The following is a 24,219-nucleotide window of genomic DNA, read 5'->3' on the forward strand; positions in this document are numbered from 1 at the left end:
AAGTGGAACGGTGAATGGCAGCTTTTGCTCCCACACGTGCTCTGGGCACCTCGGGCTATCAGCTTGCCATTCACCGCTCTCACTTCAGATTCTATTCCCTCTCCAAGACACAAGCGGGCTTGCCCCGCGAAGCGCCGCGCGGGCGGCGCTCGATTTCCGCGCGCACTCAAAACCCAAGCCATGCACGCCCAGCCATATCCCAACCCATCAACCAGATGACGCCCAGCCTTTTCTCCCGCACACTGCGCAAAATTCCCAAGCCCGTACCCCGCCACCTTGCGGGGCGCAGCCGGAGTAGAAAATGGCGCGACAATTAATAACAAACGCCCAAGACCCGTTAAACGAATCCCGCCAAGCCCGCCTCAAGCTGGCCAGCGAAGGCGAGCTACCACTGGGCATGCTGCGCGACGAAATCGACGCGTCCTGGCGCCGCAGCCTGGGCCATGGCCTGGACTGCCTGCAAGGCGAGCAGGTTGGCCTGGGCCTGGGGCAGGGTAACGACCTGCGCATGCTGCTGGAGCGCAACCGCCTGCTGGTCGACGCCGTCACCCCCGAGCTGGACTACCTGGTCTCGCGCCAGGGCAAGGCGGGCATCATCATCCTTGGCGATGCTCAGGCCAACGTGCTGGCTATCGAAGGCCAGACCCACGTGCTCAGCCGCGAAGGCCTGCGTGACCTGCACCCCGGCAGTTGCTGGAGCGAATCCTTGCGCGGCACCAATGCCATCGGCACGGCCGTGGTGGAAGGGCGACCGACCCTGATCAACTGTGGCGAACACTACCTCGACCGCCTCAGCCCATTCTCCTGCACCTCGGTGCCGCTGCGTGACCCGCGCGGTGAGGTGATCGGCGTGCTCGACATCACCCGCGAAGGCGTGATGGCCCAGCCGCAGGACAGCCTGTCGACGCTGATGCTGGCAGCCGGCAACATCGAAGGCCGGCTGTTCGGCCTGTGCCACCCGGAGCAGCTGGTGCTGGCCTTCCACAGCCGCCCGCAGTACCTCAACAGTGCCTGGCACGGCCTGTTGGCGTTGAGCATGGACGGCGAAGTGCTGGCAGCCAACGACAGTGCCTGCCAATTGTTGCAGGTGCCGCGCCAGGAGCTGATCGGCCGCCGCAGCAGCGACCTGCTCGGCGAGCGTTCGCCTGCCTTCATTGCCAGGCTGTGGCAGGGCGGTGTCAGCAGTGTGCAGACCGCCAAGGGCGAATTCTTTTTCCGTGCGTTGCAACTGCCACGCCATGGCCAATTGAATGGCAGCGTGGCGGTAAGCAAACCGGCGCAGGCCAACAAGTCACCTGCGCTCGATGCACTGGCCGGCGGCGACCCACGCCTGGCGCGCAACCTGCGCATGGCCCGGCAGGGCCTGGGCAACGGCCTGCCGGTACTGCTACTGGGTGAGACCGGCACCGGCAAGGAGGTCGTCGCCCGGGCCCTGCACCAGGCCAGCCCGCGGGCCGACAAGCCGTTCGTTGCGGTCAACTGCGCGGCCATTCCCGAAGGGCTGATCGAGTCCGAACTGTTCGGCTACCGCGAGGGTGCGTTCACCGGCTCGCGCCGTGGCGGCATGGTCGGGCGGCTGATGCAGGCCCATGGCGGCACGCTGTTCCTCGACGAGATTGGTGACATGCCGCTGGCCCTGCAGGCCAGGCTGTTGCGGGTATTGCAGGAGCGCCGGGTGGCGCCGCTGGGCGCGGGCGACGAGCAGGACATCGACGTGGCGCTGATCTGCGCCACCCACCGCGACCTCAAGCGCCTGGTGCTCGAACAGCATTTTCGCGAAGACCTCTACTACCGCGTCAATGGCGTATCGCTGCGCCTGCCGGCCCTGCGCGAGCGAGAGGACTTGGCCGGGATCATCCAGGGCCTGCTGGACAAGTCCGGCGCCAAAGGGGTGACCCTGGACCCGGCGCTCAGCGCCTTGCTCGATGGCTTTGACTGGCCGGGCAACATCCGCCAGCTGGAGATGGTCGTGCGCACCGCGCTGGCCATGCGCGAGGACGGTGAACAGGTGCTGACCCTCGATCACCTCACCGATTGCCTGCTCGATGAACTGGCCAGCGGCACGACGCCGTCCGGCAGCCTCAAGGACAACGAACTGGAGCTGATTCGCAGCGCCCTTGGCCGCCACCAGGGCAATGTCTCGGCCGCCGCCGAGGCCCTGGGTATCAGCCGGGCAACGCTGTACCGCAAGCTCAAACAGTTGCGTAGCTGACATGGGCAGTCTGTTCGCAAGGCTGGTGGAGTCCAGCGACCCTGTGCTCATGCGTCAGGCCCTGGCCTGGCTGTATGGTTTCGTCCGCCCCCACCGGCGCGCCATCGGCGTGTTGCTGGGCCTGTCCCTGGGCGCCTCGCTGCTGGCCCTGGCGCAACCCTGGCTGGTCAAGACGCTGATCGACGAAGGCCTGCTCGCCAAGGATTACCAGACCCTGTGGCACATGGCAGCGATCATGATCGTCGCCGGCCTGCTCGGCACCGTGCTGGCCGGGGTCAACCGCTACCTGCACACGCGGCTGTCCGGGCGCATCCTGTTTGCCCTGCGTGATGACCTTTACCGGCACCTGCAACAGTTATCGCCGACCTTTTACGGACGGCGGCGCATCGGCGACATTCTTTCGCGGCTGGACGGCGATGTTGCTGAAATCCAACGCTTTGCCGTGGACTCGCTGTTTTCGGCGGTGTCTGCCGTGATCGGGCTGATCGGCGCGGTGGCCTTGATGCTCATGTTGTCCTGGCAGTTGTCGCTGTTACTGGCGCTGCTGATCCCGATCGAGGTGCTATGGCTGCGCTGGATGCGGCGCAAGGTCGAGCGCGAGGTGCGTAGCCTGCGCGAGCGTTCGGCGGATGTGTCGTCGTTTCTGGTCGAGACGCTGCCCGCCATGAAGTTCATCCAGGCGGCCGGCCAGCAGGGGCGGGAAGCCGGGCGCCTCGACCAGTTGGGCCAGGGCTACATGAGCCAGTTGCTCAAGGTCCAGGTGACCGAGTTCTTTACCCAGGCGATACCCGGCACGTTGACCTCCTGGTGCCGTGCCTGCGCCTTTCTGGTGGGCGGCTGGTGGGTGATCCAGGGCACCTGGCAACTGGGCGCGCTGATCGCATTTTCCACCTACATGGGCATGGCGGTCGGGCCGGTGCAAAGCTTGTTGGGCTTGTATGTGGCGGTACAGCGCATGGCCGTGAGCCTGGGGCGGGTGATGGAGCTCAAGCAGGAAGCCGTGGCCGTGCGCCCGGCGGCCACACCACGGCCGATACCGGAGGGGCCAGGCGAACTGCGCCTGGAAGCACTGCACTTTGCCCACGACGGGCGCCAAGGGGCGGTACTGAACAACGTGGAGGTGTGCGTGCCGGGTGGCCTGAAGGTCGCCATCAGCGGTGCATCCGGGGTTGGCAAATCGACCCTGATCGATTTGCTGCAACGGTTCTACGACCCCGACGCCGGGCGCATTCTGCTGGACGGTACCGACCTGCGCGAGCTGGATTTGGCCGCACTGCGTCGGCGCATCGCCGTGGTCAGCCAGGACATCGTGCTGTTTCGCGGCACCCTGGCGCAGAACCTCGCCTACGGGGTGCCGGAGGCCAGCCGTGCGGAGCTTGAGCGAGTGGTGCAGCTGGCGCGGCTGGACAGCCTGGTCGAAAGCTTACCGCTGGGCCTTGACGGCATGCTGGGTGAACGCGGCCAGCAGTTGTCTGGCGGGCAGAAACAACGCATCGCCATTGCCCGCGCCGTGTTGCAGGCCCCCGCGATCTTGGTGCTGGACGAGGCCACCTCGGCGGTGGACGAAGCGACCGAGCGGGAGGTGATCGCGGCTATCGACCAGTTGTTCGCCGGGCGCACGCGCATCCTCATCAGCCACCGCGCCTCGACCCTGGCCGATGCCGATTTGCACTTGCAGCTGCGCGATGGACAGTTGCAGGTCTTGCCCCAGGAGGCCGTCAAGCATGGGCACTGAGTTGCGCGTTGGGGTTATCGACAGTGGCTGTTCGTCGGCCCAGGCAGCGCAGCTGCTGGGGGCGCGCCGGTTCTGGCTTGAGCAAGGCGTGCTGCGCGAAGGCGAAGCGCTGCCTGACCAGTTGGGGCATGGCAGTGCGGTTATCGCGGGCTTGCTGCGTGAGTCGGGCGCCGTGCCACTGCTGTTGGCCCAGGTGTTCAGCGCGCAGGCGAGCACCAGCGCGTTGCAGGTGGCCGCCGCGTTGTTGTGGCTGGTGGAAGAGGGTGCGACGCTGATCAACCTCAGCCTTGGCCTGCTTCAGGACCGGCCTGTGCTGCACCAGGCCTGTGCCGAGGCCCAGGCCGCGGGCGTGCTGCTGTGCGCATCCAGCCCGGCGCAGGGTGGTGCGGTGTATCCAGCCAGCTATCCGGGGGTGATTCGCATGACGGGCGATGCCCGTTGTGCACCCGGGCAGTGGTCGTGGCTCGGCAGCCCTCAGGCGGACTTCGGTGGCCATGTGGGCGCAGGTGGCCTGGCCGGCGCAAGCCTGGGCTGCGCCGCCTTGAGCGGGCGGGTGGCAGCGTTGCTGCGCGAGCGGCCCGGCATGGGCCGGCAGCAGGTGTTCGACTGGTTGCGCACCCATGCGGCGTTCTATGGCCCTGAGCGGCGAGGTGGCGAAGGTGTCTGAACCGCCCATCGTGGTGCTTGGCGCGGGCCCTGCGGGGGCGGCCACGGCCATCGGTTTGCGACGCCTGGGCTACCCCGTCACGGTGGTGTCCGAATGGCGCCGCTTTGCCGCCGTTGAAGGCGTTTCGCAGCGAGTGCTGGAAGGCTTGCGCCACGCGGGCCTTGGCGGCGCACTGGGGCTGGCAGCGATGCCCGCGACCCGGCAGGTGCGCTGGAACGGCCAGCACCTGCACCTGAACCAGGAGTTTCTGCTCGACCGACAACGCTTTGACCGGGCGCTGCGTGACGACCTTTCACGTGCTGGCGTGACGGTGATCGAAGGCCGGGTACGCGAGGTGTCGCAAGCCGATGGGCACCGTGTGCGCCTGGAGGATGGCCAGTTACTGGCGGCGCAGTTCCTGGTCGAAGCCCGCGGCCGCCAGGCACCGCTGGCAGCCGACCGCCTGCGCGGGCCAGAGACGGTCAGCCTGCTCAACACCTGGCAAGCTCGCCCAGGCACACCGGCATCGGCGGTGGAGAGCCTGGAGGATGGCTGGGCATGGATGGCTCGCCTCGAAGATGGCCGCTGTTACTGGCAGGTCACCCTGGACGCCGAAGGGCTGCCGGGCAAGGCCGCTCTGGCCGAGTATTGCGCCAACCGTCGGCGGCAAAGCGCGCTGGTGGCCGAGCTGTTCGATAGCCAGGCCCTGGAGCCGGCGCAGGTCCATGCCCGCAGCAGCACGGCAATCCTTGCGGGCGACTGCGTTGGGGAGAATTGGCTAAGGGTAGGGGATGCCGCCATGGCGGTTGACCCCTTGTCGGGCAACGGCATTTTCCAGTCACTGTCTTCGGCGCTGCAGGCGCCCGTGGTCATCAACACACTGCTGCGCAGGCCCGAGCGGGCAGGGTTGGCGCGCCAATTTCATCAGCAGCGCATCGAGCAGTTGTTCCTGCGCTTTGCCCGTATTGGCCGGGACTTTTATGCCCAGGAGCAAACCCGGGTGGGGCAACCGTTCTGGGCCCGGCGCCAGGGCTGGCCAGATGCGCAGCCGCTGCACCTGGCGGCGGACTGGCAGACGGTACGGGTGGCGCGCCAGCCGGTGTTGCGTGACGGGCTGGTGGATGAAACCGAGGTCGTGGTGACGGCGGACCAGCCGCTGGGGGTCTGGCATGTGCAGGGGGTGGAACTGGCGCCGATAGTACGCGGGCTGCAGGCTGGTCAGGCGTTAAGTGTTCTGATTGCACATCAGCCCGTGGAGCAGCAGATGAGGGTGCGGCGTTGGCTTACAGAGCAGGGCTACGCCTGAGAACCAGGGGCGCAAAGCACCCCCAGAAATGTCAAATCAGAAAAACGTCCCGACCACCAACTGCATATAGGTGCCGGTATCGCGGCTGCCCATCTGCGTGCCGCCATTGGCCGCACTGCGTTCAGGCGTGTAGAACCCTACCAGCGGGCTGATCAACAGGTGGTCATTGGCCATCCATTCCACATACAGGTCCAGCTCCCGCCCACCCAGGTTGCCCTGGTCGGTGTCGAGCGTGTCGAAGTCGAAATACAGCGCCCCGACGGTCAGGTTGTCGCGCGGCTTGCCCTTGAGCGCCACGTGGTGCACTTGGCTGTTGCTGTTGAACGGGCCGGCATAGTTGGCTGCCACCTCGCCTTGGAACCAGGTGCCGTAGCCACGGCTCAGGCCATAGAACAAGGGGTCGAAGTCTTTCGAGAAGCGGCTGTAGCGGTAGGTGGCGGTGGGCGTCCAGGGCAGTTCGGAAAAGGTCCAGTTGCCTTCCAGGTACCAGGCGTTCTCGCGCCCGCCCGTGCGGTCCTGGGTGACGTATTCGCCGGCCAGTTCCAGGTCTTTGACGCCCAGGTTGCCACGCCCGCGCACGCTGACCGTGTCCATGCCGTCGCGGTGCTCCAGGCCCATGATCTGTGCATAACGCTGATCCACGTCCAGGCCACGGATCCAGCTGAGCCCGAGCGTGCCAGCGTCAGCGACATGCTCGATGTTGGTCACCGCCATCGACGTGTCGGCCTGGTAATGGTTGTCGGACTTGAGCCACATCAGGTCGCCGCGCCAGCCTTGCTTGCCGCCCAGGCGCAGCACGGCGGTGCGGTCAAACGCCTTGCGCGCGGCCAGGTAATAGGCGCCGCCGCGGTCGAAGTTGGCGCCTAGGTCGACCTTGCCCAGGTTGACCGGGTCGCCCTGGATCAGGAAGCCATCGCCCAGGGTCACTACCTGACGGCCGCCGGAGAGGTCGATGCCATCTTCGCCCAGAGCGGGGAACAGGTTGGCCGAACGCCAGCCCAGGTACAGGTCTTCGATGGCCGTGCGGCGTTCGTCGCCGAGGGTCAGGCCAGCGGCGTCGCCATCACCCCAGGTGGCCGAGCTGAGCAGGTTGACGGCGCCGTACAGGGCGCCACGCTCGGCCAGCGCCTGGCTGCCGCTCAGGCCGTATTTGACGTAGCCCTCACGCCAGTTACTGCTGCCGGGCTGGCGGTTGCTGGCCTGGTTGAAGCTTTCGTCGCTGTGGAAGACGCCGAACAGGGCTTCGAGGTCGGCGTTGAGGGTGGTGCCGTTTTGGTTGTAGAGCTCGTGGGCTTGGGTGAGGGATGCGGTGAACAGCAGGGCCAACGTGCAGGCGAGCGTGTGCTTCATGGTGTGCTCCATGTTTTTATTTTGGGTGTTGGATTGCCTGTGCTGGCCTCTTCGCGGGGCAAGCCCGCTCCCACAGGGACCCCCACCGTTTTCAGCCTTGTGGTGATCCTGTGGGAGCGTGCTTGCCCCGCGAAAGGGCCGAAACAGGCAGACGTCAGAGCTTGATCAGCACCGACTTGAGCTCGGTGTAATGCTCGATCGCCGCCGCGCCCATCTCGCGGCCGACGCCGGACATCTTGTAGCCACCGAACGGCAGGGCCGGGTCGAGCGCGCTGTGGCAGTTGACCCACACCGAACCCGACTTGATACGCGGAATCATCCGGTGCACCGCGCCCAGGTCGTTCGACCAGATGCTGGTCCCCAGCCCATAAGGGTTGTCGTTGGCCATGCCGATTACCTCGTCAAGGTCATCGAACGGCATCGCCACCAGCACCGGCCCGAAGATTTCTTCCTGCACCAGGCGATGGCGCTGATCGACATCGACGATCACCGTCGGCTTGACGAAGTACCCTGGCCCAAAGCCTTCGCCACCGCAGGCGATGGTCGCGCCCAGCTCGCGGCCGAGCTCGATGTAGCCGGTGACCCGGTCCTGCTGCTTGGCCGAGATCAACGGGCCCATCTGTACTGCGGGGTCCAGCCCGCTGCCCAGCTTCATGCCGTTGGCAATACCGGCGATGTCCGCCACCACGTTGTCGAAGTGCTTGCGGTGCACGTACAGCCGGGAGCCTGCGCAGCACACCTGGCCCTGGTTGAAGAAGATGGCCGTGGCGGCGCCGGCAGCGGCTTCCTGCAGGTTGGCATCGGGCATGACGATGGTCGGCGACTTGCCGCCCAGCTCCAGGGTGACGCGGGTCATGTTGTCCATGGCCGCCTTGCCGATCAGCTTGCCGACCTCGGTGGAGCCGGTGAAGGTCAGCTTGTCGACGCCTGGATGACGGCTCAGCGCCGCGCCGGCATTCAGGCCGGTGCCGGTGATCACGTTGAGCACACCGGCGGGGTAGCCGGCTTCATCTACCAGTTCGGCCAGTTTGAGCGCGGTCAGTGGGGTTTCGTCGGCTGGCTTGAGCACTACCGTGCAGCCGGTGGCCAGGGCTGGGCCCAGCTTCCAGCAGGCCAGCAACAGCGGGAAGTTCCAGGCGACGATGGCGCCCACCACACCCACCGCCTCGCGGCGAACGAAGCCATGGAACTGGTCGTTGGGCATCAAAGGCATCGAGGCTTCGACGGTGCTACCCTCGATCTTGGTGGCCCAGCCTGCCATGTAACGCAGGAAGTCGATGGCCAGTTGCACGTCCATGACCTTGGCCACGGCGGCACTTTTACCGTTGTTCAGGCACTCAAGCTCGGCCAGCTGTTGCGCATCGCGCTCCATCAGGTCGGCCAGGCGCCACAGCATGTTCTGGCGCTCACGCGGGCGCAGGCGGCTCCAGGGCGAATCGTCGAAGGCTTGGCGCGCGGCACGCACGGCGCGGTCGACATCGTCGGCGTCGGCGGCGGGTACTTCGCCGAGCACCTCGCCAGTGGCCGGGTTGCGGAACGACAGGGTGCGACCGCTGGCGGCGTCCTGCCAGTCGGCGCCAATGCGCATCTTCAGCTTGCGTTCGAGGAAGGCGCGGGTGGCGGGCAGGATGGGCAGTTCGGAAAGCATGGGACGGTGCCTCTTGTCATTGGAATGTGACGGGCACTGGCGCAATGGCCGTGCCAAGGTTGTCGATTGGCTGCAAGGGCTTGAAGTGCCTGGGGTTTGCTGCAGTGCAAGGGTGTGATTGCAGGGTTGCGCTGTTGCACATTGAGACGGTGTGAGACGGTGGTGAAACAGTGCCTGCACCGGCCTCTTCGCGGGGCAAGCCCGCTCCCACAGTACTTGACCGGCCTCAAGGACAGTGGAGTACCTGTGGGAGCTTCACAGGACTTGACCGGCCTCAAGGGCAGTGGAGTACCTGTGGGAGCGGGCTTGCCCCGCGAATGGCCTGCACAGCAGGCCCCTGTCTCAACATGAAACACCCAGTCGCGAAATGGCACGGTCCAGCTGCACCCTGGTGTGCCTGCGCACCCATGCGAAAGCTGCTAACAGGCTGAAACACAACGTTTTTCCAACATGTGGCACAGTTTCTGTATCGCAACTGTCACATGCACACCTGCTGTACCAAAACGTGCGAGAACGATAAGAACAACAACCGTGGAGGTCTGACCTTGAACACGACTCGACTCCGGCGGCATGCGGGCAAACTGGCGCTGGTCGCCGCCGCACTGCTGGGCACCCAGGCCATGGCGGCCGAGCAGGGCCCTAACCTGTTGCAATCCAAGTGCATGGGGTGCCATATCCCCGAGGGCAACGATACCTACAGCCGCATCAGCCATCAGCGCAAAACGCCTGAAGGCTGGCTGATGAGCATCGCCCGCATGCAGGTCATGCACGGCCTGCAGATCAGCGACGATGACCGGCGCACCCTGGTCAAGTACCTGGCCGACAAACAGGGCCTGGCGCCCAGTGAGACCGATGGCGTGCGCTACGCCATGGAGCGGCGGCTGAACACCGTCGAGCACTTCGACCCGCTGCTCAGCGAAACCTGCGGCCGTTGCCATTCCGGTGCCCGCGTCGCCTTGCAGCGCCGCCCCGCCCAGGAATGGGAGCACTTGGTCAACTTCCACCTCGGCCAATGGCCGTCTCTCGAATACCAGGCCCAGGCGCGTGACCGCGACTGGCTTGAAATCGCCCTCAAACAAATGGTGCCGGACCTGGCCAAGCGCTTCCCGCTCGACAACCCGGCCTGGGCCGAATGGCAGCAAGCCCGGCCTAAAGCCGACGCACTGCCGGGGCAGTGGGCGTTCAGCGGCCATATGCTGGCCAAAGGCGATGTCCGTGGGGTGATGAGTGTCAGCGCGGGCGAGGGTGACACCTTCAAGGTCGAGGTCAAAGGCAGCTACGCCGACGGTACGCCGTTCAATGGCAGCGGCTCGGCGATCCTCTACAACGGCTATGAATGGCGCGGCAACGTGAAGGTCGGCGACAACAACTTGCGCCAGGTATTCGCGGCGCTGGATGGCGAAATGAAAGGCCGCATGTTCGAGGCCGATCACGACGAGCGTGGCCTGGATTTCAGCGCGGTGAAAGAGGGCAAGGCGCGCCTGCTGGCGGTGCAGCCGGCGTTCATCAAGGTGGGTACTGAAAGTGAGATCACCCTGGTCGGCAGTGGCCTGTCGGGCAAGCCGGAGCTGGGCGCAGGCGTTGAAGTGACCGAAGTGTTGGAGGCCACCCCGACCCTGATACGGGTCAAGGCGCGTGCTGCGGCTGACGCCAAAGCGGGCCAGCGAGACGTGGCAGTGGGCGCACTCAAGGGCGTCAACCTGGCGGTTTACGACAAGGTCGACGAGGTCAAGGTGGTGCCGGCGTTCTCGATTGCCCGCATCGGCGAGAACGGCGCGTCGGTACCGAAGGTTCAGGGGCGTTTCGAAGCCGAAGCCTGGGGCAAGGACGCCAGCGGCCAGCCGCTGCGCATCGGTTATCTGCCCGCCAAATGGAAGGTCGAGCCGTTCAACGAACGTGCAGCCGAGGATGAGGATGTCAAATTCGCCGGGCAGATGCAGGCCGACGGCGTCTTCGTCCCCGGCGGCGCAGGGCCTAACCCGGCACGCAAGATGATGACCAACAACGCCGGCAACCTGAAAGTCATCGCCACCCTGGCTGACGGCGGCCAGACCGGCGAGGGCCACATGATCGTCACCGTCCAACGCTGGAACAACCCGCCCTTGCCATGAGGCAGGTGTGAACGCGTTTTTCAACGGATCGATTATCGGAGGTCGCCATGGGCGCACTATTGAACCTGGTCGAACGCAACCTGCACGAAGTGCAGGTCGATGCCGACCGCATGCTGTTCCATATCCCCAGCAGCTCGCTGTTCGCCACTGACGCGGTGACCGGCGGCATCATCGACACCCTGCGCCAGCAAGGCTGCTCCGCCGAGGAGCTGATGCAGCGCCTCGGCCAGCAGTTTGCCGGTGCCGACATCCAGGAGACCCTGCGCGAGCTGATCGCCCTGGAAGTGGTCAGCGACGGCTCGCCACTGACGCCTGAAATCGCCCTCAAGCAGGTCGAACGCACGGCATTGAACACCGTGGTACTCAACGTCAACACTGGCTGCAACCTCAGTTGCACCTATTGCTACAAGGAAGACCTGGACAAACCTTCGGCGGGCAAGAAGATGAGCACCGCCACCGCCGAGGCATCGGTGGAGATGCTGCTCAAGGAGTCCCCCGACGAGCAACGCTACAGCGTGGTGTTCTTCGGCGGTGAGCCGTTGTCCAACCGGCCCTTGATCGAGCACATGGTGGCCTACTGCGAACGGCGCTTCGCCGAAGCCGGCAAGCAGGTGGAGTTCATCATGACCACCAACGCCACCTTGCTCACCGAAGAGATCATCGACTGGCTCAACGCCCATCGCTTCGGTTTGTCGATCAGTATCGACGGGCCGAAGACCGTGCATGACCGCAACCGCATCACCGTGGGCGGGCAGGGTACCTACGACGTGGTACGGCGCAAGGCCGAGATGCTGCTGTCGCGCTACAACAGCCGCCCAGTGGGGGCGCGGGTTACCCTGACCCGTGGCATCACCGATGTCGAGACCATCTGGAATCACTTGTTCAACGAGCTGGGCTTTGCCGAAGTCGGCTTTGCCCCGGTGACCTCGGGCGACCTGTCGGCGTTCAACCTCACAAGCGATGAGCTGGTGCAGGTGTTCGCCAACATGAAGGCCCTGGGCCGACGCTACCTGGAAGCGGCGCTGGAGCACCGCAACATCGGTTTTTCCAACCTGCACCAACTGATCACCGACATCCACGAGGGCCACAAGAAGGCCCTGCCGTGTGGCGCGGGGTTGAAGATGCTGGCGGTAGACCACGAAGGCGAGCTGAACCTGTGCCACCGCTTCACCGGCTCCAGCCTGCCGACCTTCGGCAATGTGCATCAAGGCGTGAAGCAGGCCCAGCTCAATGACTTCTTGTCGCAACGCCTGGACCGCAGCAATACGGGTTGCGAGAGCTGCCGTATCCGCAACCTGTGCTCCGGTGGCTGCTACCACGAGAGTTATGCCCGCTACGGCGACCCGCAGCACCCGACCTATCACTACTGCGAGCTGATGCGCGACTGGGTCGACTTCGGCATCGAGGTCTACAGCCGCATCATGGCCGCCAACCCGGCCTTCATCGACCGCTATATCACCCCGCGGAAGGCGCACTGACATGAAGCACTTGAAGCCCCTGAACAACAAGGCGCGCATCCTCGAACAGGCCGCTGCCGAAGACCGTGTCGAAGAAGTCATGGCGATGAGCGCGGTGGCGGGCTGTACCGCCACCACCGACCCGGGTTGGGAAGTGGACGCCTTTGGTGGCGTGAGTTCGCTGTGCCAGCCCATGGAGGCTGACCTCTACGGCTGCTCCGACCCCTGCTGGTGGCCGGCCCAGGTGCCGGACATGATGAGCACCTACCAGGACTGGAACGCCCAGGCGAGCAACTCCCAGGACGACTGGCGCAACCTCGGCACCGTGTTCCCGAAAGACAAGTGACCGGCCCAACAAGAATGACAAGGGGAAACCGCATGAAACCTGGACTCTGCGCGCAACTCGCGCTCACCGTCGCCGCCACGGCCAGCGCCTGGGCGGTACAGGCTGAGGACACCGGGCCGGCCTTGAAGGCTGGCCATGAATACCTGATCGTGACCAACTACCCAAACAACCTGCATGTGGTCGATGTGGCCAGTGATGCGCTGTACAAAAGCTGCCGCATGCCCGATGCGTTCGGCCCTGGCACCGCCATGATGGCGCCGGACAACCGCACCGCCTACATCCTCAACAACCATTACGCCGACATCTACGGCATCGACCTGGACACCTGCAAGACCACCTTCCACGCCAACTTGTCCAGTGTGCCAGGGGAGGTCGGCAAGGCGATGTATTCCTTTGCCATCAGCCCGGACGGCAAAGAGGTGTATGCCACGGTCAACCCAACCCAGCGCCTGAATGACCACTATGTGGTCAAACCGCCGCGCCTGGAGGTATTCCGCACCGCCGACGGCCTGGCTGCCAAGCCTGTGCGTACCTTCCCGATGCCGCGCCAGGTGTACCTGATGCGCGCCGCCGACGATGGCAGCCTGTTCGTGGCCGGCCCGGACATCTACAAGATGGACGTGCAAACCGGCAAGTACGAAGTGGCGTTGCCGTTACGCACCTGGAACCGGCCAGGCTACAGCGCCCCGGACGTGCTGTATTTCTGGCCGCACCAGAGCCCGCGGCACGAGTTCTCGATGCTCTATACCATCGCCAAGTTCAAGGATGAAAAGCACGACCCGAATACCGCCGAGCTGCTCTATGGGTACTTGAGTGTCGACCTCAAGACCGGCAAGACCCACACCCAGGAGTTTGCCGACCTGACCGAGCTGTACTTCACCGGGCTGCGTTCGCCAAAAGACCCGAACCAGATGTATGGCGTGCTCAACCGCCTGGCGCGGTATGACATCAAGGAACGCAAACTGATCAAGGCGGCTAACCTTGAGCACACCTACTACTGTGTGACCTTCGACAAGAAGGGCGACAAGCTGTACCTGGGCGGCACCTTCAATGACCTGGCGGTGTTCGACCCCGAAACGCTGCAGAAGGTGAAGAACATCAAGCTGCCGGGTGGGGATATGTCGACCACTACGCCGCAGGTGTTCATCAGGTAAGTCGCCGGGGGCTGCTGCGCGGCCCTCTCGCGCCACAAGGCCGCTCCCGCAATGGCAGCGGCCTACCTGTGTAGGAGCGGCCTTGCGTCGCGAAAGGGGCGCGCAGCGCCCCCAACAATCTAAAAGGGTGCACACGTTGATGACCCAACCCAGTTATACCCAAGGTAATACAATCAAGGCCTTGCTCAGCCAATGCATCGGCGATGCCTTCGACACGACCGTGGCCCGCTTCCCCGACCGCGAAGCCCTGGTCGTCCGCCACCAGGCCTTGCGCTACACCTGGCGCCAACTGGCCGAGGCGGTTGATCAACACGCCCGCGCCCTCATGGCCCTGGGCGTGCAAGCCGGAGACCGCCTGGGTATCTGGGCGCCCAACTGTGCCGAGTGGTGCATCACCCAGTTCGCCAGCGCCAAGGTTGGCGCCATCCTGGTCAACATCAACCCCGCGTACCGCACCAGCGAACTGGACTATGCCCTGGGCCAGTCGGGCTGCCGCTGGGTGATCTGCGCCGACGCGTTCAAGACCTCCGATTACCACGCCATGCTGCTGAGCCTGGTCCCCGGCCTTGCCAATGGCACGCCGGGCGCACTGGCCTGTGAGCGCTTCCCCGAGCTGCGCGGAGTGGTGAGCCTGGCCGTTGCGCCGCCGCCGGGTTTTCTCGCCTGGCACGCCCTGCAGGCCCGTGCCGACGCTGTCAGCGGCGAGGCCCTTGCGGCGCGACAGGCGCAATTGCACTGCGACGACGCAATCAACATCCAGTACACCTCCGGCACCACTGGCTTCCCCAAGGGTGCCACGCTGAGCCACAGCAATATCCTCAACAACGGCTATATGGTCGGCGAAAGCCTCGGCTTGACCGAGCACGATCGCCTGGTCGTGCCGGTGCCGCTGTACCACTGCTTTGGCATGGTCATGGCCAACCTCGGCTGCATGACCCATGGCAGCACCCTGATCTACCCCAACGACGCTTTCGACCCGTTGGCCACGTTGCGGGCAGTCGCCGAAGAGCAGGCCACTGCGCTGTATGGCGTACCGACCATGTTCATCGCCGAACTGGATCATCCGCAACGCCGCGAGTTTGACCTGTCGAGCCTGCGCACCGGCATCATGGCCGGCGCCACCTGCCCGATCGAGGTCATGCGCCGGGTGATCGACGAGCTGCACATGGCCGAAGTGCAAATTGCCTACGGCATGACCGAAACCAGCCCGGTGTCACTGCAAACCGGCGCAGACGACGACCTGGAGCGCCGCGTGACCAGCGTCGGTCGCACCCAGCCACGGCTGGAACACAAGGTGATCGATGCCGACGGCGCCACCGTGCCGCGTGGCGAGATCGGCGAGCTGTGCACCCGTGGCTACAGCGTGATGCTGGGTTACTGGAACAACCCCAAGGCCACGGCCGATAGCATCGACGCCGACGGCTGGATGCAGACCGGTGACTTGGCGGTGATGGACGAGCAGGGCTATGTGCGCATCGTCGGGCGTAGCAAGGACATGATCATTCGTGGCGGCGAGAACATCTACCCACGCGAGCTGGAAGAGTTTTTTTTCACCCACCCGGCAGTCGCCGACGTGCAGGTGATTGGCGTGCCGTGCAGCAAGTATGGCGAGGAAATCGTGGCTTGGGTGCGGTTGCATCCGGGGCATGCGGCCACTGAAAACGAATTGCGCGAATGGGCAAGGGCGCGGATTGCCCACTTCAAGGTGCCGCGCTACTTCCGCTTTGTCGATGAGTTCCCCATGACGGTGACCGGCAAGGTGCAGAAGTTCAGAATGCGGGAGATCAGTGTCGAGGAATTGTCTGCAGACAACCGATAATTCACCCTTGGAGCAAATCTGGGCTGTTGAAATTGCTTAACCGCGGGTCATCCTCGGCACACTCCAACCCCTGCACCGGCTCAAGCAGCAGGGCCTTCTGCAAACTCCGCTCACCGGCTGCCCAGGCCTGCTGCAACACCGGCAGCAGCCTGCGCGGCAACACACTGAACATCGGCTGCCAGTACCCCCCCTGACGCACCATCGCAGCACTGTCGCCAGCCACCGCCAATTGCAGCAAATCCTCGATCAACCCTTGGTCAATCAGCGGTGCATCGCAGGCCAGCACCACGACCCAGTCACGCCGCGCCGCCGTCAGCCCGGCGATCACCCCGGCCAACGGCCCGGGGAAATCCAGCTCCGCGTCGCCCACTATCTGGTCGGCGTAGGTGGCGTAGGTCTTCTGGTTACGGTTGCAGGAAATCACCAAATCAGTGCTGATTGGTCGCACAGTACGTTGCACGTGTGCAACCAATGGCTCTCCTCGCCACTCCACCAAACCTTTGTCACGGCCGCCCATGCGCTGACCGCGCCCGCCAGCGAGGATGAGAATTGAGCAGGGGGGGAGGTGGGCAGTCATGAAAAAGGGTTCCGGCAAATCGATGCCCGGAACCCTCTCATTCAATGCGATGCTTGTCCAGTCAAGCGTCGCGGGTCTGCGCCTGATCGGCGTGGGCTTTTTTGCGCCCAGCCAACCGCATCACTACTACGAAGAACACCGGCACGAACACCACTGCCAGGGTTGCGCTGAGCATCCCGCCGATCACCCCGATACCGATCGCCTGTTGGCTCGCTGAGCTGGCACCGGTGGCGATGGCCAAGGGGACCACCCCGAGGATGAAGGCCAGCGAGGTCATGACGATCGGCCGCAGGCGCAGACGGGCGGCCTGCACGGCGGCGTCGACGGCATCGACACCTTGGTCCACCAGGCTCTTGGCGAACTCGATGATCAGGATCGCGTTCTTTGCCGACAGGCCGATCAAGGTGATCAGGCCGACCTTGAAGAACACGTCGTTGGGCATGCCGCACAGGGTCACTGCCAACACTGCGCCGAGCACGCCGAGCGGGACAACCAGCAGCACGGCGGTCGGGATCGACCAGCTCTCGTACAGCGCTGCCAGGCACAGGAACACCACCAGCAGCGACAGCGCCATCAGCATCGGTGCCTGGCTGCCGGACAGCCGCTCCTGCAGGGACAGGCCGGTCCATTCCAGGCCCGTGCCGGCAGGCAACTGCGCGACCAGGCGCTCGACTTCGGCCATGGCCTCGCCCGAGCTGTAGCCTGCGGCCGGTTCACCGGAGATCGAAACCGCCGGATAACCGTTGTAGCGGGTCAGTTGAACGGGACCGCTGACCCACTTCGCCTGGACGAATGCACCCAACGGCACCATCTTGCCACTGCTGTTGCGCACGTGGATTTTCAGCAAATCTTCGACCTGGCTACGCTGATCGCCTTCGGCCTGCACCACTACCCGTTGCATACGGCCCTGGTTGGGGAAGTCGTTGACGTAGTTGGAGCCTACGGCGGTATCCAGCACCGCGCCGATGTCGGTGAACGACACACCCAAGGCGTTGGCCTGACGGCGGTCGATCTCCAGTTGCACCTGTGGGCTTTCGGCCAGCGAACCCTCGCGCACGTTGACCAGCACCTTGCTTTCGCCAGCACTGGCCAGCAACGTGTCGCGGGCTGCCATCAGCGCGGTGTGGCCCATGCCGCCACGGTCCTGCAGGCGGAATTGGAAACCCGTCGATTCGCCGAGCCCGTCGATGGGCGGCGGCAGCACGGCGTAGGCCACGGCATCCTTGAGCTGGGTGAAGGCCATGGTCGCGCGGTCGGCGATCGATTGCGCGCTGTCATCGTCACCGCGCTCGGACCAGTCCTTGAGTGTGGTGAAGGCCAGTGCTGCGTTCTGCCCGCTGCCGGAGAAGCTGAAGCCGAGGATCAGCGTGGTATTGCCGACACTGGGCTCTTCGGCGTTATGCGCCTCGATCTGTGCGGCCACCTGTTCGGTGCGCATGCGGCTCGCGCCTGGCGGCAGCTGGATGTCGGTGATGGTGTAGCCCTGGTCTTCGGTGGGCAGGAACGCCGTGGGCAATTGGCTGAAGCCATAGCCCAGCACGGCCAGCAGCACGCCATACACCAGCAGGTAGCGGCCACTGCGCTTGAGCGCCTGCACCACCCAGCGCTGGTAGCCGTTGCTCATGCTGTCGAAGCGTCGGTTGAACCAGCCGAAGAAGCCCTTGCGTTCGTGGTGCTCGCCCTTGGCCAGTGGTTTGAGCAAGGTCGCGCACAGGGCCGGGGTCAGGCTCAGGGCGAGGAACGCCGAGAACAGGATCGACACCGCCATCGACACCGAGAACTGCTGGTAGATCACCCCCACCGAACCTTTCATGAAGGCCATCGGCAAGAACACCGCCACCAGCACCAGGGTAATGCCGACGATCGCCCCGCTGATCTGGCCCATGGCTTTGCGCGTGGCTTCCTTGGGCGGCAGGCCTTCTTCGGCCATGATCCGCTCGACGTTTTCTACCACCACGATGGCATCGTCAACCAGGATGCCGATGGCCAGGACCATGCCGAACAGGGTCAGCACGTTGACCGAGAAACCCAACGCCAGCATCACGGCGAAGGTGCCCATCAGCGCCACCGGCACCACCAGCGTCGGGATCAACGTATAACGCAGGTTCTGCAGGAACAGGAACATGACCGCGAACACCAGCAACATGGCCTCGAACAGGGTAGTGATGACCTGCTTGATGGACACCTTCACGAACGGCGAGGTGTCATACGGAATGTCGTATTTGACCCCATCCGGGAAGTAGCGCGACAGTTCCTTCATTTTGGCCCGCACCAGGTCGGCGGTTTCCATGGCATTGGCGCCGGGCGCCAGCTGTACGCTGAATGCGGTGGCTGGTTTGCCGTTCAGGCGTGTGCCGTACTGGTACTCCTGGGCGCCGATCTCGACCCGGGCGACATCGCCGATGGTCACGGTGGAACCGTCCGCGTTGGCGCGCAGAACAATGGCCGCGAACTCTTCCGGGGTGCTCAGCTGGCCCTTGACCAGCACGTTGGCGGTGATTTCCTGGGTGCCACGGGCGGGCAGGTCACCAATGCTGCCAGGGGCGACCTGGGCGTTTTGCGCATTGATGGCATCGGTCACATCGTTGGGCGTGAGGTTGAACCCGATCAGCTTGCTCGGGTCGATCCAGATGCGCATGGCGCGCTCGGAGCCATACAACTGGGCCTTGCCCACGCCTTTCAGGCGACGGACTTCGTTCATCACATTACGCGCGAGAATATCCGACAGGGCGGTTTCGTCGAGTTTGCCGTCTTCCGAGGTCAGGGTGGCCAGCAGCAGGAAGCCGGTGGACACCTTTTCCACCTGCAGGCCCTGTTGGGTCACAGGGCGAGGCAGGCGTGACTCGACCACCTTCAGACGGTTTTGCACATCGACCTGGGCCAGGTCGGGGTGGGTGCCAGGCTCGAAGGTGGCGGTGATGGTGGCGCTGCCCAGGCTGCTTTGCGACTCGAAGTACAGCAGGTTGTCGGCGCCATTGAGCTCCTGCTCGATCAGGCTGACCACGCTTTCGTCCATGGTCGCCGCCGAGGCGCCTGGGTACACGGCGTAGATTTCCACTTGTGGCGGGGCCACGTTGGGGTACTGGGCCACCGGCAACTGCGGGATGGCCAGGGCACCGGCAAGCAGGATGAACAATGCGACCACCCAGGCGAACACCGGGCGGTCAATGAAGAATTGCGGCATGGATCAGCCCCTCACTGGCTGTTGTGCTGTGCGATGGGCGGCGCGCCGGGCGCTGTGCCCTGGCTCGTTTCGACCTGCACCTGGTCGCCGGCCTTGACGTGCTGCAGGCCTTCGATAACCACTTGTTCACCGGGCGCAAGGCCTTCGCTGACGACCCAGCGGTCGCCCTGGGCGCTGCCCAGCACCACCTGGCGGTCGCTGATGCGGGCCTGCGGGTCGACCACCAGCACTTTTGGCACACCGGCGCTGTCACGCAGGATGGCGCGTTGCGGCACGCTGAGGCCTTTGGGCTGCACCGCCTGCTCCAGGCGCACGCGCACGTAGCTGCCAGGCAGCAGGTCGAGGTCCGGGTTGGGGAACTCGCTGCGCAGGGTGATCTGGTTGGTGCTCGGGTCGACGCTGATGTCGGAGAACAGCAATTTGCCGGGCAGCGGGTAGGCGCTGCCATCGTCCTGGATCAGCGTGGCGCGGGCCTGGCCGTCGCCAACCTGCTGCAACTCGCCGGCACGCAGGGCACGGCGCAGGGCATTGAGCTCGCGGGTCGACTGGGTGACGTCGGCGTGGATCGGGTCCAGTTGCTGGATGGTGGCCAGGGGCGTGCTCTCGTTCTGGCCGACCAGTGCACCTTCGGTCACCAGCGCGCGGCCGATGCGCCCGGAAATGGGCGCGGTCACCGTGGCATAACCCAGGTTCAGGCGGGCACGCTCCAGCGCGGCCTTGGCTTCGGCGACTTCGGCGTCGGCCTGCAGGAAGCTGGCTCGGGCATTGTCGTATTCCTGGCGGCTCACGGCCTTGTCGTCGACCAGCTCGCGGTAGCGTTGCTCCTGCAGGCGGGCTTGATACAGGGTGGCCTGGGCCTTGGCCAGGGTGGCGCGGGCACTGTCGTGGTCGGCCTTGAAGGGCGCCGGGTCGATGAGGAACAGCACGTCGCCTTGCTTGACGTCACTGCCCTCACGGTACACCCGCTTGAGTACCACACCCGCCACCCGTGCGCGCACTTCGGCAGTACGCGGGGCGAGGATACGGCCGCTGAGTTCGCTGCTGATGGCCAACGGCTGCAGCTGCAGGGTTTCCACGCGCACTTGCGGCGTGGGCATTTCTTCTTCCTGCTCGGCGCTGTCGCCACAGCCGGCCAGGGACAAGCTCAGAAACGCCAGAAGCGCCACGGGGCGCAGGCGAGGGGGGAGGCTAGTAGGCATACGGATCTTCCGATGATGACGCGGTGTATGCTACGGCAGGCGTTCCCTCGGTGGCTGTTAATACCTGTAGGGCGAGTGTGAAAAAGTGTGAAGAAGCGTCCTGCCAGGGCGTAGGATTCTATATCCTGCCTGGACTTTCTCATGTGTCAAAGCGCTTATGCCAAACCTCCTACTGGTCGAAGACGACAGCGCCCTGTCCGAACTGATCGCCAGCTACCTGCAACGCAACGATTTCCATGTTCAGGTGATCGCCCGTGGCGACCACGTGCTGGACGAATTTCGCCGGCAGAAACCTGACTTGGTTATCCTCGACCTGATGTTGCCCGGCATCGACGGCCTGCAACTGTGCCGCTTGCTGCGCCAGGAATCGCAGAGTTTGCCGATTCTCATGCTGACCGCCCGTGACGACAGCCATGACCAGGTACTGGGCCTGGAGATGGGTGCGGACGATTACGTGACCAAACCCTGTGAGCCGCGCGTGCTGCTGGCCCGCGTGCGGACGTTGCTGCGCCGCAGCAGTGTCAACGAGCCACGCCTGGACAGCGACCTGATCCAGATCGGTGGCTTGTGCATCAACTTGGCCGAGCGCACCGTCAGCTGGCGCGGCGAAGAGGTGGAGCTGTCCAGCGGTGAGTACAACCTGCTGGTGGTGCTGGCGCGCAATGCTGGCGAAGTGCTTAACCGCGACCGCATTCTCCAGCAACTGCGCGGCATCGAGTTCAACGGCACCGACCGTTCGGTGGATGTCGCCATCTCCAAGCTGCGCCGCAAGTTTGACGACAGCGCTGGCGAGGCGCGCAAGATCAAGACCGTATGGGGCAAAGGCTACCTGTTCAGCCGTGTCGAGTGGGAGTGCTGACCGAGCATGTTGAAGATCCTGGTGCGCCTGTACCTGGTGATTATCGTCGCCTACGCCGGTGCGCTGCTGCTCATCCCCAACACCATCGTCGGCCTGTTCCACGAGCGGTTCATGGCCTACAACCTCGACCAGGCCAAAGGTGTGCAATCGCTGATCGTGCGCCAGTTTCACCAGGCCCCGCGTGAGCAGTGGCCAGCGGTAGAGCAAGACCTGGCCGACGCCTTCGCACCCCTCGAGGTCAAGCTGCTGCGCAGGGACCAGGCCGACCTGAGCACGGATGAACGGGCGCGCCTGGAACATGGCATGCATGTGGTGCGCATCGCTGACTGGGGTTATTACGAGACGGTGCTGGCCCCCCTCGACAAAGACTGGCTGGTGCGCCTGCATGCGCCCGAGGACCCGCTGGACATCAACGTGCTGTCGTGGGGCGTGACGGTGCTGATCGGTGCAGCCATGCTCGGTTGCCTGCTGCTCTGGGTGTGGCCGCACTGGCGTGACTTGGAGCGGCTCAAGGAAACCGCCCGGCGCCTGGGCCAGGGGCAGATGGCAGAGCGAACGCACATCTCGGCGCACTCGAACATCGGTGAACTGGCCGGGGTGTTCGACACCATGGCCACCGACCTTGAGCGCCACGTCAACCAGCAGCGCGAGCTGCTCAATGCGGTGTCCCACGAACTGCGCACCCCGCTGACCCGTCTGGACTTCGGCCTGGTGCTGCTGTTTGACGAAGTGCCGCCTACCAGCCGTAAACGGCTGCTGGAGCTGGTCGGCCATGTGCGCGAACTGGATGAACTGGTGCTGGAGCTGTTGTCCTACAGCCGCCTGTACAACGCCGATCAGGCGCGTGAGCGGGTCGAGGTGTCGCTGCTGGAGCTGGTGGACAGCGTGCTCGGCAGTTTTGCCGAAGAGTTGGACAGCCGTGGCATTGAGTGGGAAGTGCGTGCCGAGCGCGAACTGCCACGTTTCGTGCTCGACCCCCGGTTGACGGCGCGGGCGGTGCAGAACCTGGTGCGCAACGCGATGCGTTATTGCGACCAAAGCCTGCTGTTGAGGTTGCGGCTTGAGGATGACGGCGCCTGCCTGCTGACGGTCGAGGACGACGGGATTGGTATTCCGGTCGAGGAGCGTGAGCGGATCTTCCAGCCGTTCTACCGCTTGGACCGTAGCCGTGATCGCAATACCGGCGGGTTCGGCTTGGGGCTGGCGATCAGCCGGCGGGCGATCGAAGGGCAGGGCGGTACGTTGACGGTGGCACAGTCGGCGCTGGGTGGGGCGCAGTTCATGATTCGTTTGCCGGCGGGTGGGTAGGTTGGCTGTACCGGCCCTTTAGCTGGCTTGCCCGTGAAAGGGCCTAGCCTGCTAGTTGCTGCTTTCGGCCAGACGACTCGTCCACAGCACAACCCGATCCTTGCCAGTGTGCTTGGCCTCATACAGCGCCTGGTCTGCCCTGACCAGCGCCATGGTCAGGGTATCGGCACTGTCCACCTGGGCGAGCCCGATGCTGATCGTCACCGGATGCGCACCCAGGTCTTCCCGCACCCGCCTGCATAACGCCGCAACCTGTTGCTCGGCAGCCGCCTGATCCAGCCCCTGGAAGAAGATCGCAAACTCCTCGCCGCCGAGCCTTGCAAATTCATAGCCTGCCATCGACGCCTTGATGTGCACCGCCACACGCTTGAGCACTTCATCGCCAATGTCATGCCCGAAACGGTCGTTGACCTTCTTGAAGTTGTCGATGTCGATCATTGCCAGGTACTGCCCAGGTGTTTTCTGCTGCAGCTGGCGCTCGGCCTTGGCCATGAACGAGCGGCGGTTGGGGATCTCGGTCAGTACGTCAACGTATGCCTGGTCGAGCAACAGCTTGGACATGTAGAAATTGTGCAGCTTGGCCTGCCGGATACGCAGGTAGCTGTAGATCACCAGGCCACTGAGGAACACCGCGTAGCTGATCAGCATGGCGGCTTCCAGGTCGTCCGGGTTGATGTTGGTGCCGTAGAAGGGGTTGAGCATGACCCACGTGATGGCCATGGCACAGAAGAATGACCAGCGCCGCACCGGCAGCACCGAGACGCTGTACAGCACGGTGGACGTGCCCAATACCAGCCAAACCGGGCGCAGGGCGATTGGAATGCCATCGATGAGCAGGCGCATGCCCAGCGTGATGACGGTGATGAACACGAGGTTGAGGACGTCGAAGTGCTGGCTTTTGCGGGTGAAGCCGAGCACCACGGTGAGGCTGCACATGAGTGTGATGAACAGGCCAGAGAGCCAGGTGAAACGTTGGCCACCCAGGTAGCTGACGATGACGTCGAAGACCAGCCAGACGGCGATGCTGACGCCGAAAATCAGTTGGCAGAAGCGGCGCGAAGCATCGAACTCGTGCTGGCGGAACTCGGCACGCAGGGCGGCGGGAGCGACCTGCTGGCGGACATGTTCCTCAATGGTCTTGAACATCGGCTGAGCTCCTTTGAGGCATGCATTGTCAACACTGGCCTCTTCGCGGGCAAGCCCGCTCCCACCGATTCACCCACGGCCATCAAACACTGTGAAGAGCCTGTGGTGGGAGCAGATTGACAGGGCGTGCGCAGGGTTGTATCGGACCTCAGGTGCCTGACC

At 64.5% G+C, this 24,219-nt stretch carries 17 protein-coding genes; 11 read left to right on the forward strand and 6 right to left on the reverse strand.

Annotated features, from left to right (window positions below; all coding sequences use genetic code 11):
• Positions 1–301 precede the first annotated feature (301 nt).
• Genes ACSSU5_RS22870 through qhpG form a run of 4 tightly spaced genes read left to right on the forward strand, consistent with a single transcriptional unit; the run spans position 302 to position 5,899 of the window.
• A complete protein-coding gene (locus tag ACSSU5_RS22870; protein ID WP_492559882.1) occupies positions 302–2,212 on the forward strand; it encodes a sigma-54-dependent Fis family transcriptional regulator in 1,911 nt (636 codons plus the stop codon).
• Position 2,213: 1 nt separating this feature from the next.
• Positions 2,214–3,947, forward strand: a complete 1,734-nt coding sequence (locus ACSSU5_RS22875; RefSeq protein WP_492559883.1) for an ABC transporter ATP-binding protein — start codon at positions 2,214–2,216, stop codon at positions 3,945–3,947.
• On the forward strand, positions 3,937–4,614 hold the full coding sequence (gene qhpE / locus ACSSU5_RS22880; protein WP_492559884.1) for a subtilisin-like serine protease QhpE: 678 nt from the start codon (positions 3,937–3,939) through the stop codon (positions 4,612–4,614). Before ACSSU5_RS22875 ends, qhpE begins: the two co-directional genes overlap by 11 nt.
• Positions 4,607–5,899 carry a flavin-dependent monooxygenase QhpG gene (gene qhpG / locus ACSSU5_RS22885; protein ID WP_492559885.1) on the forward strand — a complete coding sequence of 431 codons (1,293 nt, stop codon included), beginning with the start codon at positions 4,607–4,609 and terminating at the stop codon, positions 5,897–5,899. Before qhpE ends, qhpG begins: the two co-directional genes overlap by 8 nt.
• Before the next feature lie 36 nt (positions 5,900–5,935).
• Here the strand turns inward: qhpG and ACSSU5_RS22890 are convergent, their stop codons facing one another.
• Positions 5,936–7,249 (reverse strand): alginate export family protein, encoded by a 1,314-nt coding sequence (locus tag ACSSU5_RS22890; protein WP_492559886.1) that lies wholly within the window; start codon positions 7,247–7,249, stop codon positions 5,936–5,938.
• Between the two features lie 154 nt (positions 7,250–7,403).
• Complete coding sequence (locus ACSSU5_RS22895; RefSeq protein ID WP_492559887.1) at positions 7,404–8,897, reverse strand: aldehyde dehydrogenase family protein; 1,494 nt, start codon at positions 8,895–8,897, stop codon at positions 7,404–7,406.
• Positions 8,898–9,442: 545 nt separating this feature from the next.
• On the opposite strand from ACSSU5_RS22895, the gene peaA reads away from it, so the two are divergent.
• The 5 genes from peaA to ACSSU5_RS22920 all read left to right on the forward strand — a co-directional run bounded on the left by peaA (position 9,443) and on the right by ACSSU5_RS22920 (position 15,784).
• Entirely contained in the window at positions 9,443–11,008 is a 1,566-nt protein-coding gene (gene peaA, locus ACSSU5_RS22900) for a quinohemoprotein amine dehydrogenase subunit alpha (protein ID WP_492559888.1), read from the forward strand.
• Positions 11,009–11,055: 47 nt separating this feature from the next.
• Positions 11,056–12,486 carry a quinohemoprotein amine dehydrogenase maturation protein gene (gene peaB, locus ACSSU5_RS22905; RefSeq protein WP_264313463.1) on the forward strand — a complete coding sequence of 477 codons (1,431 nt, stop codon included), beginning with the start codon at positions 11,056–11,058 and terminating at the stop codon, positions 12,484–12,486.
• Between the two features lies 1 nt (position 12,487).
• Positions 12,488–12,811: a quinohemoprotein amine dehydrogenase subunit gamma gene (gene qhpC, locus ACSSU5_RS22910; protein WP_054891339.1), complete on the forward strand. Its 324-nt coding sequence runs from the start codon at positions 12,488–12,490 to the stop codon at positions 12,809–12,811.
• Between the two features lie 32 nt (positions 12,812–12,843).
• Positions 12,844–13,965, forward strand: a complete 1,122-nt coding sequence (gene peaD, locus ACSSU5_RS22915) for a quinohemoprotein amine dehydrogenase subunit beta (protein WP_492559889.1) — start codon at positions 12,844–12,846, stop codon at positions 13,963–13,965.
• A gap of 139 nt (positions 13,966–14,104) precedes the next feature.
• Positions 14,105–15,784 (forward strand): fatty acid CoA ligase family protein, encoded by a 1,680-nt coding sequence (locus ACSSU5_RS22920; RefSeq protein WP_264313461.1) that lies wholly within the window; start codon positions 14,105–14,107, stop codon positions 15,782–15,784.
• A 1-nt stretch (position 15,785) separates the two neighbouring features.
• Here ACSSU5_RS22920 and mobA read toward each other — a convergent pair whose 3' ends face one another.
• The 3 genes from mobA to ACSSU5_RS22935 form a co-directional block, all read right to left on the reverse strand.
• Positions 15,786–16,361 carry a molybdenum cofactor guanylyltransferase MobA gene (mobA, locus tag ACSSU5_RS22925; RefSeq protein WP_492559890.1) on the reverse strand — a complete coding sequence of 192 codons (576 nt, stop codon included), beginning with the start codon at positions 16,359–16,361 and terminating at the stop codon, positions 15,786–15,788.
• A gap of 61 nt (positions 16,362–16,422) precedes the next feature.
• Entirely contained in the window at positions 16,423–19,545 is a 3,123-nt protein-coding gene (locus ACSSU5_RS22930; RefSeq protein ID WP_492559891.1) for a multidrug efflux RND transporter permease subunit, read from the reverse strand.
• Positions 19,546–19,556: 11 nt separating this feature from the next.
• The gene (locus ACSSU5_RS22935; RefSeq protein ID WP_492559892.1) at positions 19,557–20,744 is read right to left on the reverse strand and encodes an efflux RND transporter periplasmic adaptor subunit; all 1,188 of its coding nucleotides are present in this window, start codon (positions 20,742–20,744) and stop codon (positions 19,557–19,559) included.
• A 157-nt stretch (positions 20,745–20,901) separates the two neighbouring features.
• On the opposite strand from ACSSU5_RS22935, the gene ACSSU5_RS22940 reads away from it, so the two are divergent.
• Both ACSSU5_RS22940 and ACSSU5_RS22945 read left to right on the forward strand, forming a co-directional pair.
• Complete coding sequence (locus ACSSU5_RS22940) at positions 20,902–21,603, forward strand: response regulator (RefSeq protein WP_264313457.1); 702 nt, start codon at positions 20,902–20,904, stop codon at positions 21,601–21,603.
• 6 nt (positions 21,604–21,609) lie between these two features.
• Entirely contained in the window at positions 21,610–22,911 is a 1,302-nt protein-coding gene (locus ACSSU5_RS22945) for an ATP-binding protein (protein WP_264313456.1), read from the forward strand.
• Positions 22,912–22,962: 51 nt separating this feature from the next.
• Here ACSSU5_RS22945 and ACSSU5_RS22950 read toward each other — a convergent pair whose 3' ends face one another.
• On the reverse strand, positions 22,963–24,057 hold the full coding sequence (locus tag ACSSU5_RS22950; protein ID WP_492559893.1) for a GGDEF domain-containing protein: 1,095 nt from the start codon (positions 24,055–24,057) through the stop codon (positions 22,963–22,965).
• Positions 24,058–24,219 lie beyond the last annotated feature (162 nt).

The organism is Pseudomonas sp. E1MeOHC2 (genome assembly GCF_058745025.1).

Bases quoted from the DNA above. Each gene is read 5' to 3' on its own strand.
- ACSSU5_RS22945 (WP_264313456.1), top strand. From the start codon at position 21,610: ATGTTGAAGATCCTGGTGCGCCTGTACCTGGTGATTATCGTCGCCTAC.
- ACSSU5_RS22950 (WP_492559893.1), bottom strand. From the start codon at position 24,057: ATGTTCAAGACCATTGAGGAACATGTCCGCCAGCAGGTCGCTCCCGCC.
- ACSSU5_RS22870 (WP_492559882.1), top strand. From the start codon at position 302: ATGGCGCGACAATTAATAACAAACGCCCAAGACCCGTTAAACGAATCC.
- ACSSU5_RS22930 (WP_492559891.1), bottom strand. From the start codon at position 19,545: ATGCCGCAATTCTTCATTGACCGCCCGGTGTTCGCCTGGGTGGTCGCA.
- peaB (WP_264313463.1), top strand. From the start codon at position 11,056: ATGGGCGCACTATTGAACCTGGTCGAACGCAACCTGCACGAAGTGCAG.
- mobA (WP_492559890.1), bottom strand. From the start codon at position 16,361: ATGACTGCCCACCTCCCCCCCTGCTCAATTCTCATCCTCGCTGGCGGG.
- ACSSU5_RS22940 (WP_264313457.1), top strand. From the start codon at position 20,902: ATGCCAAACCTCCTACTGGTCGAAGACGACAGCGCCCTGTCCGAACTG.
- qhpC (WP_054891339.1), top strand. From the start codon at position 12,488: ATGAAGCACTTGAAGCCCCTGAACAACAAGGCGCGCATCCTCGAACAG.
- peaD (WP_492559889.1), top strand. From the start codon at position 12,844: ATGAAACCTGGACTCTGCGCGCAACTCGCGCTCACCGTCGCCGCCACG.
- ACSSU5_RS22875 (WP_492559883.1), top strand. From the start codon at position 2,214: ATGGGCAGTCTGTTCGCAAGGCTGGTGGAGTCCAGCGACCCTGTGCTC.
- qhpE (WP_492559884.1), top strand. From the start codon at position 3,937: ATGGGCACTGAGTTGCGCGTTGGGGTTATCGACAGTGGCTGTTCGTCG.
- ACSSU5_RS22920 (WP_264313461.1), top strand. From the start codon at position 14,105: ATGACCCAACCCAGTTATACCCAAGGTAATACAATCAAGGCCTTGCTC.
- ACSSU5_RS22935 (WP_492559892.1), bottom strand. From the start codon at position 20,744: ATGCCTACTAGCCTCCCCCCTCGCCTGCGCCCCGTGGCGCTTCTGGCG.
- ACSSU5_RS22890 (WP_492559886.1), bottom strand. From the start codon at position 7,249: ATGAAGCACACGCTCGCCTGCACGTTGGCCCTGCTGTTCACCGCATCC.
- ACSSU5_RS22895 (WP_492559887.1), bottom strand. From the start codon at position 8,897: ATGCTTTCCGAACTGCCCATCCTGCCCGCCACCCGCGCCTTCCTCGAA.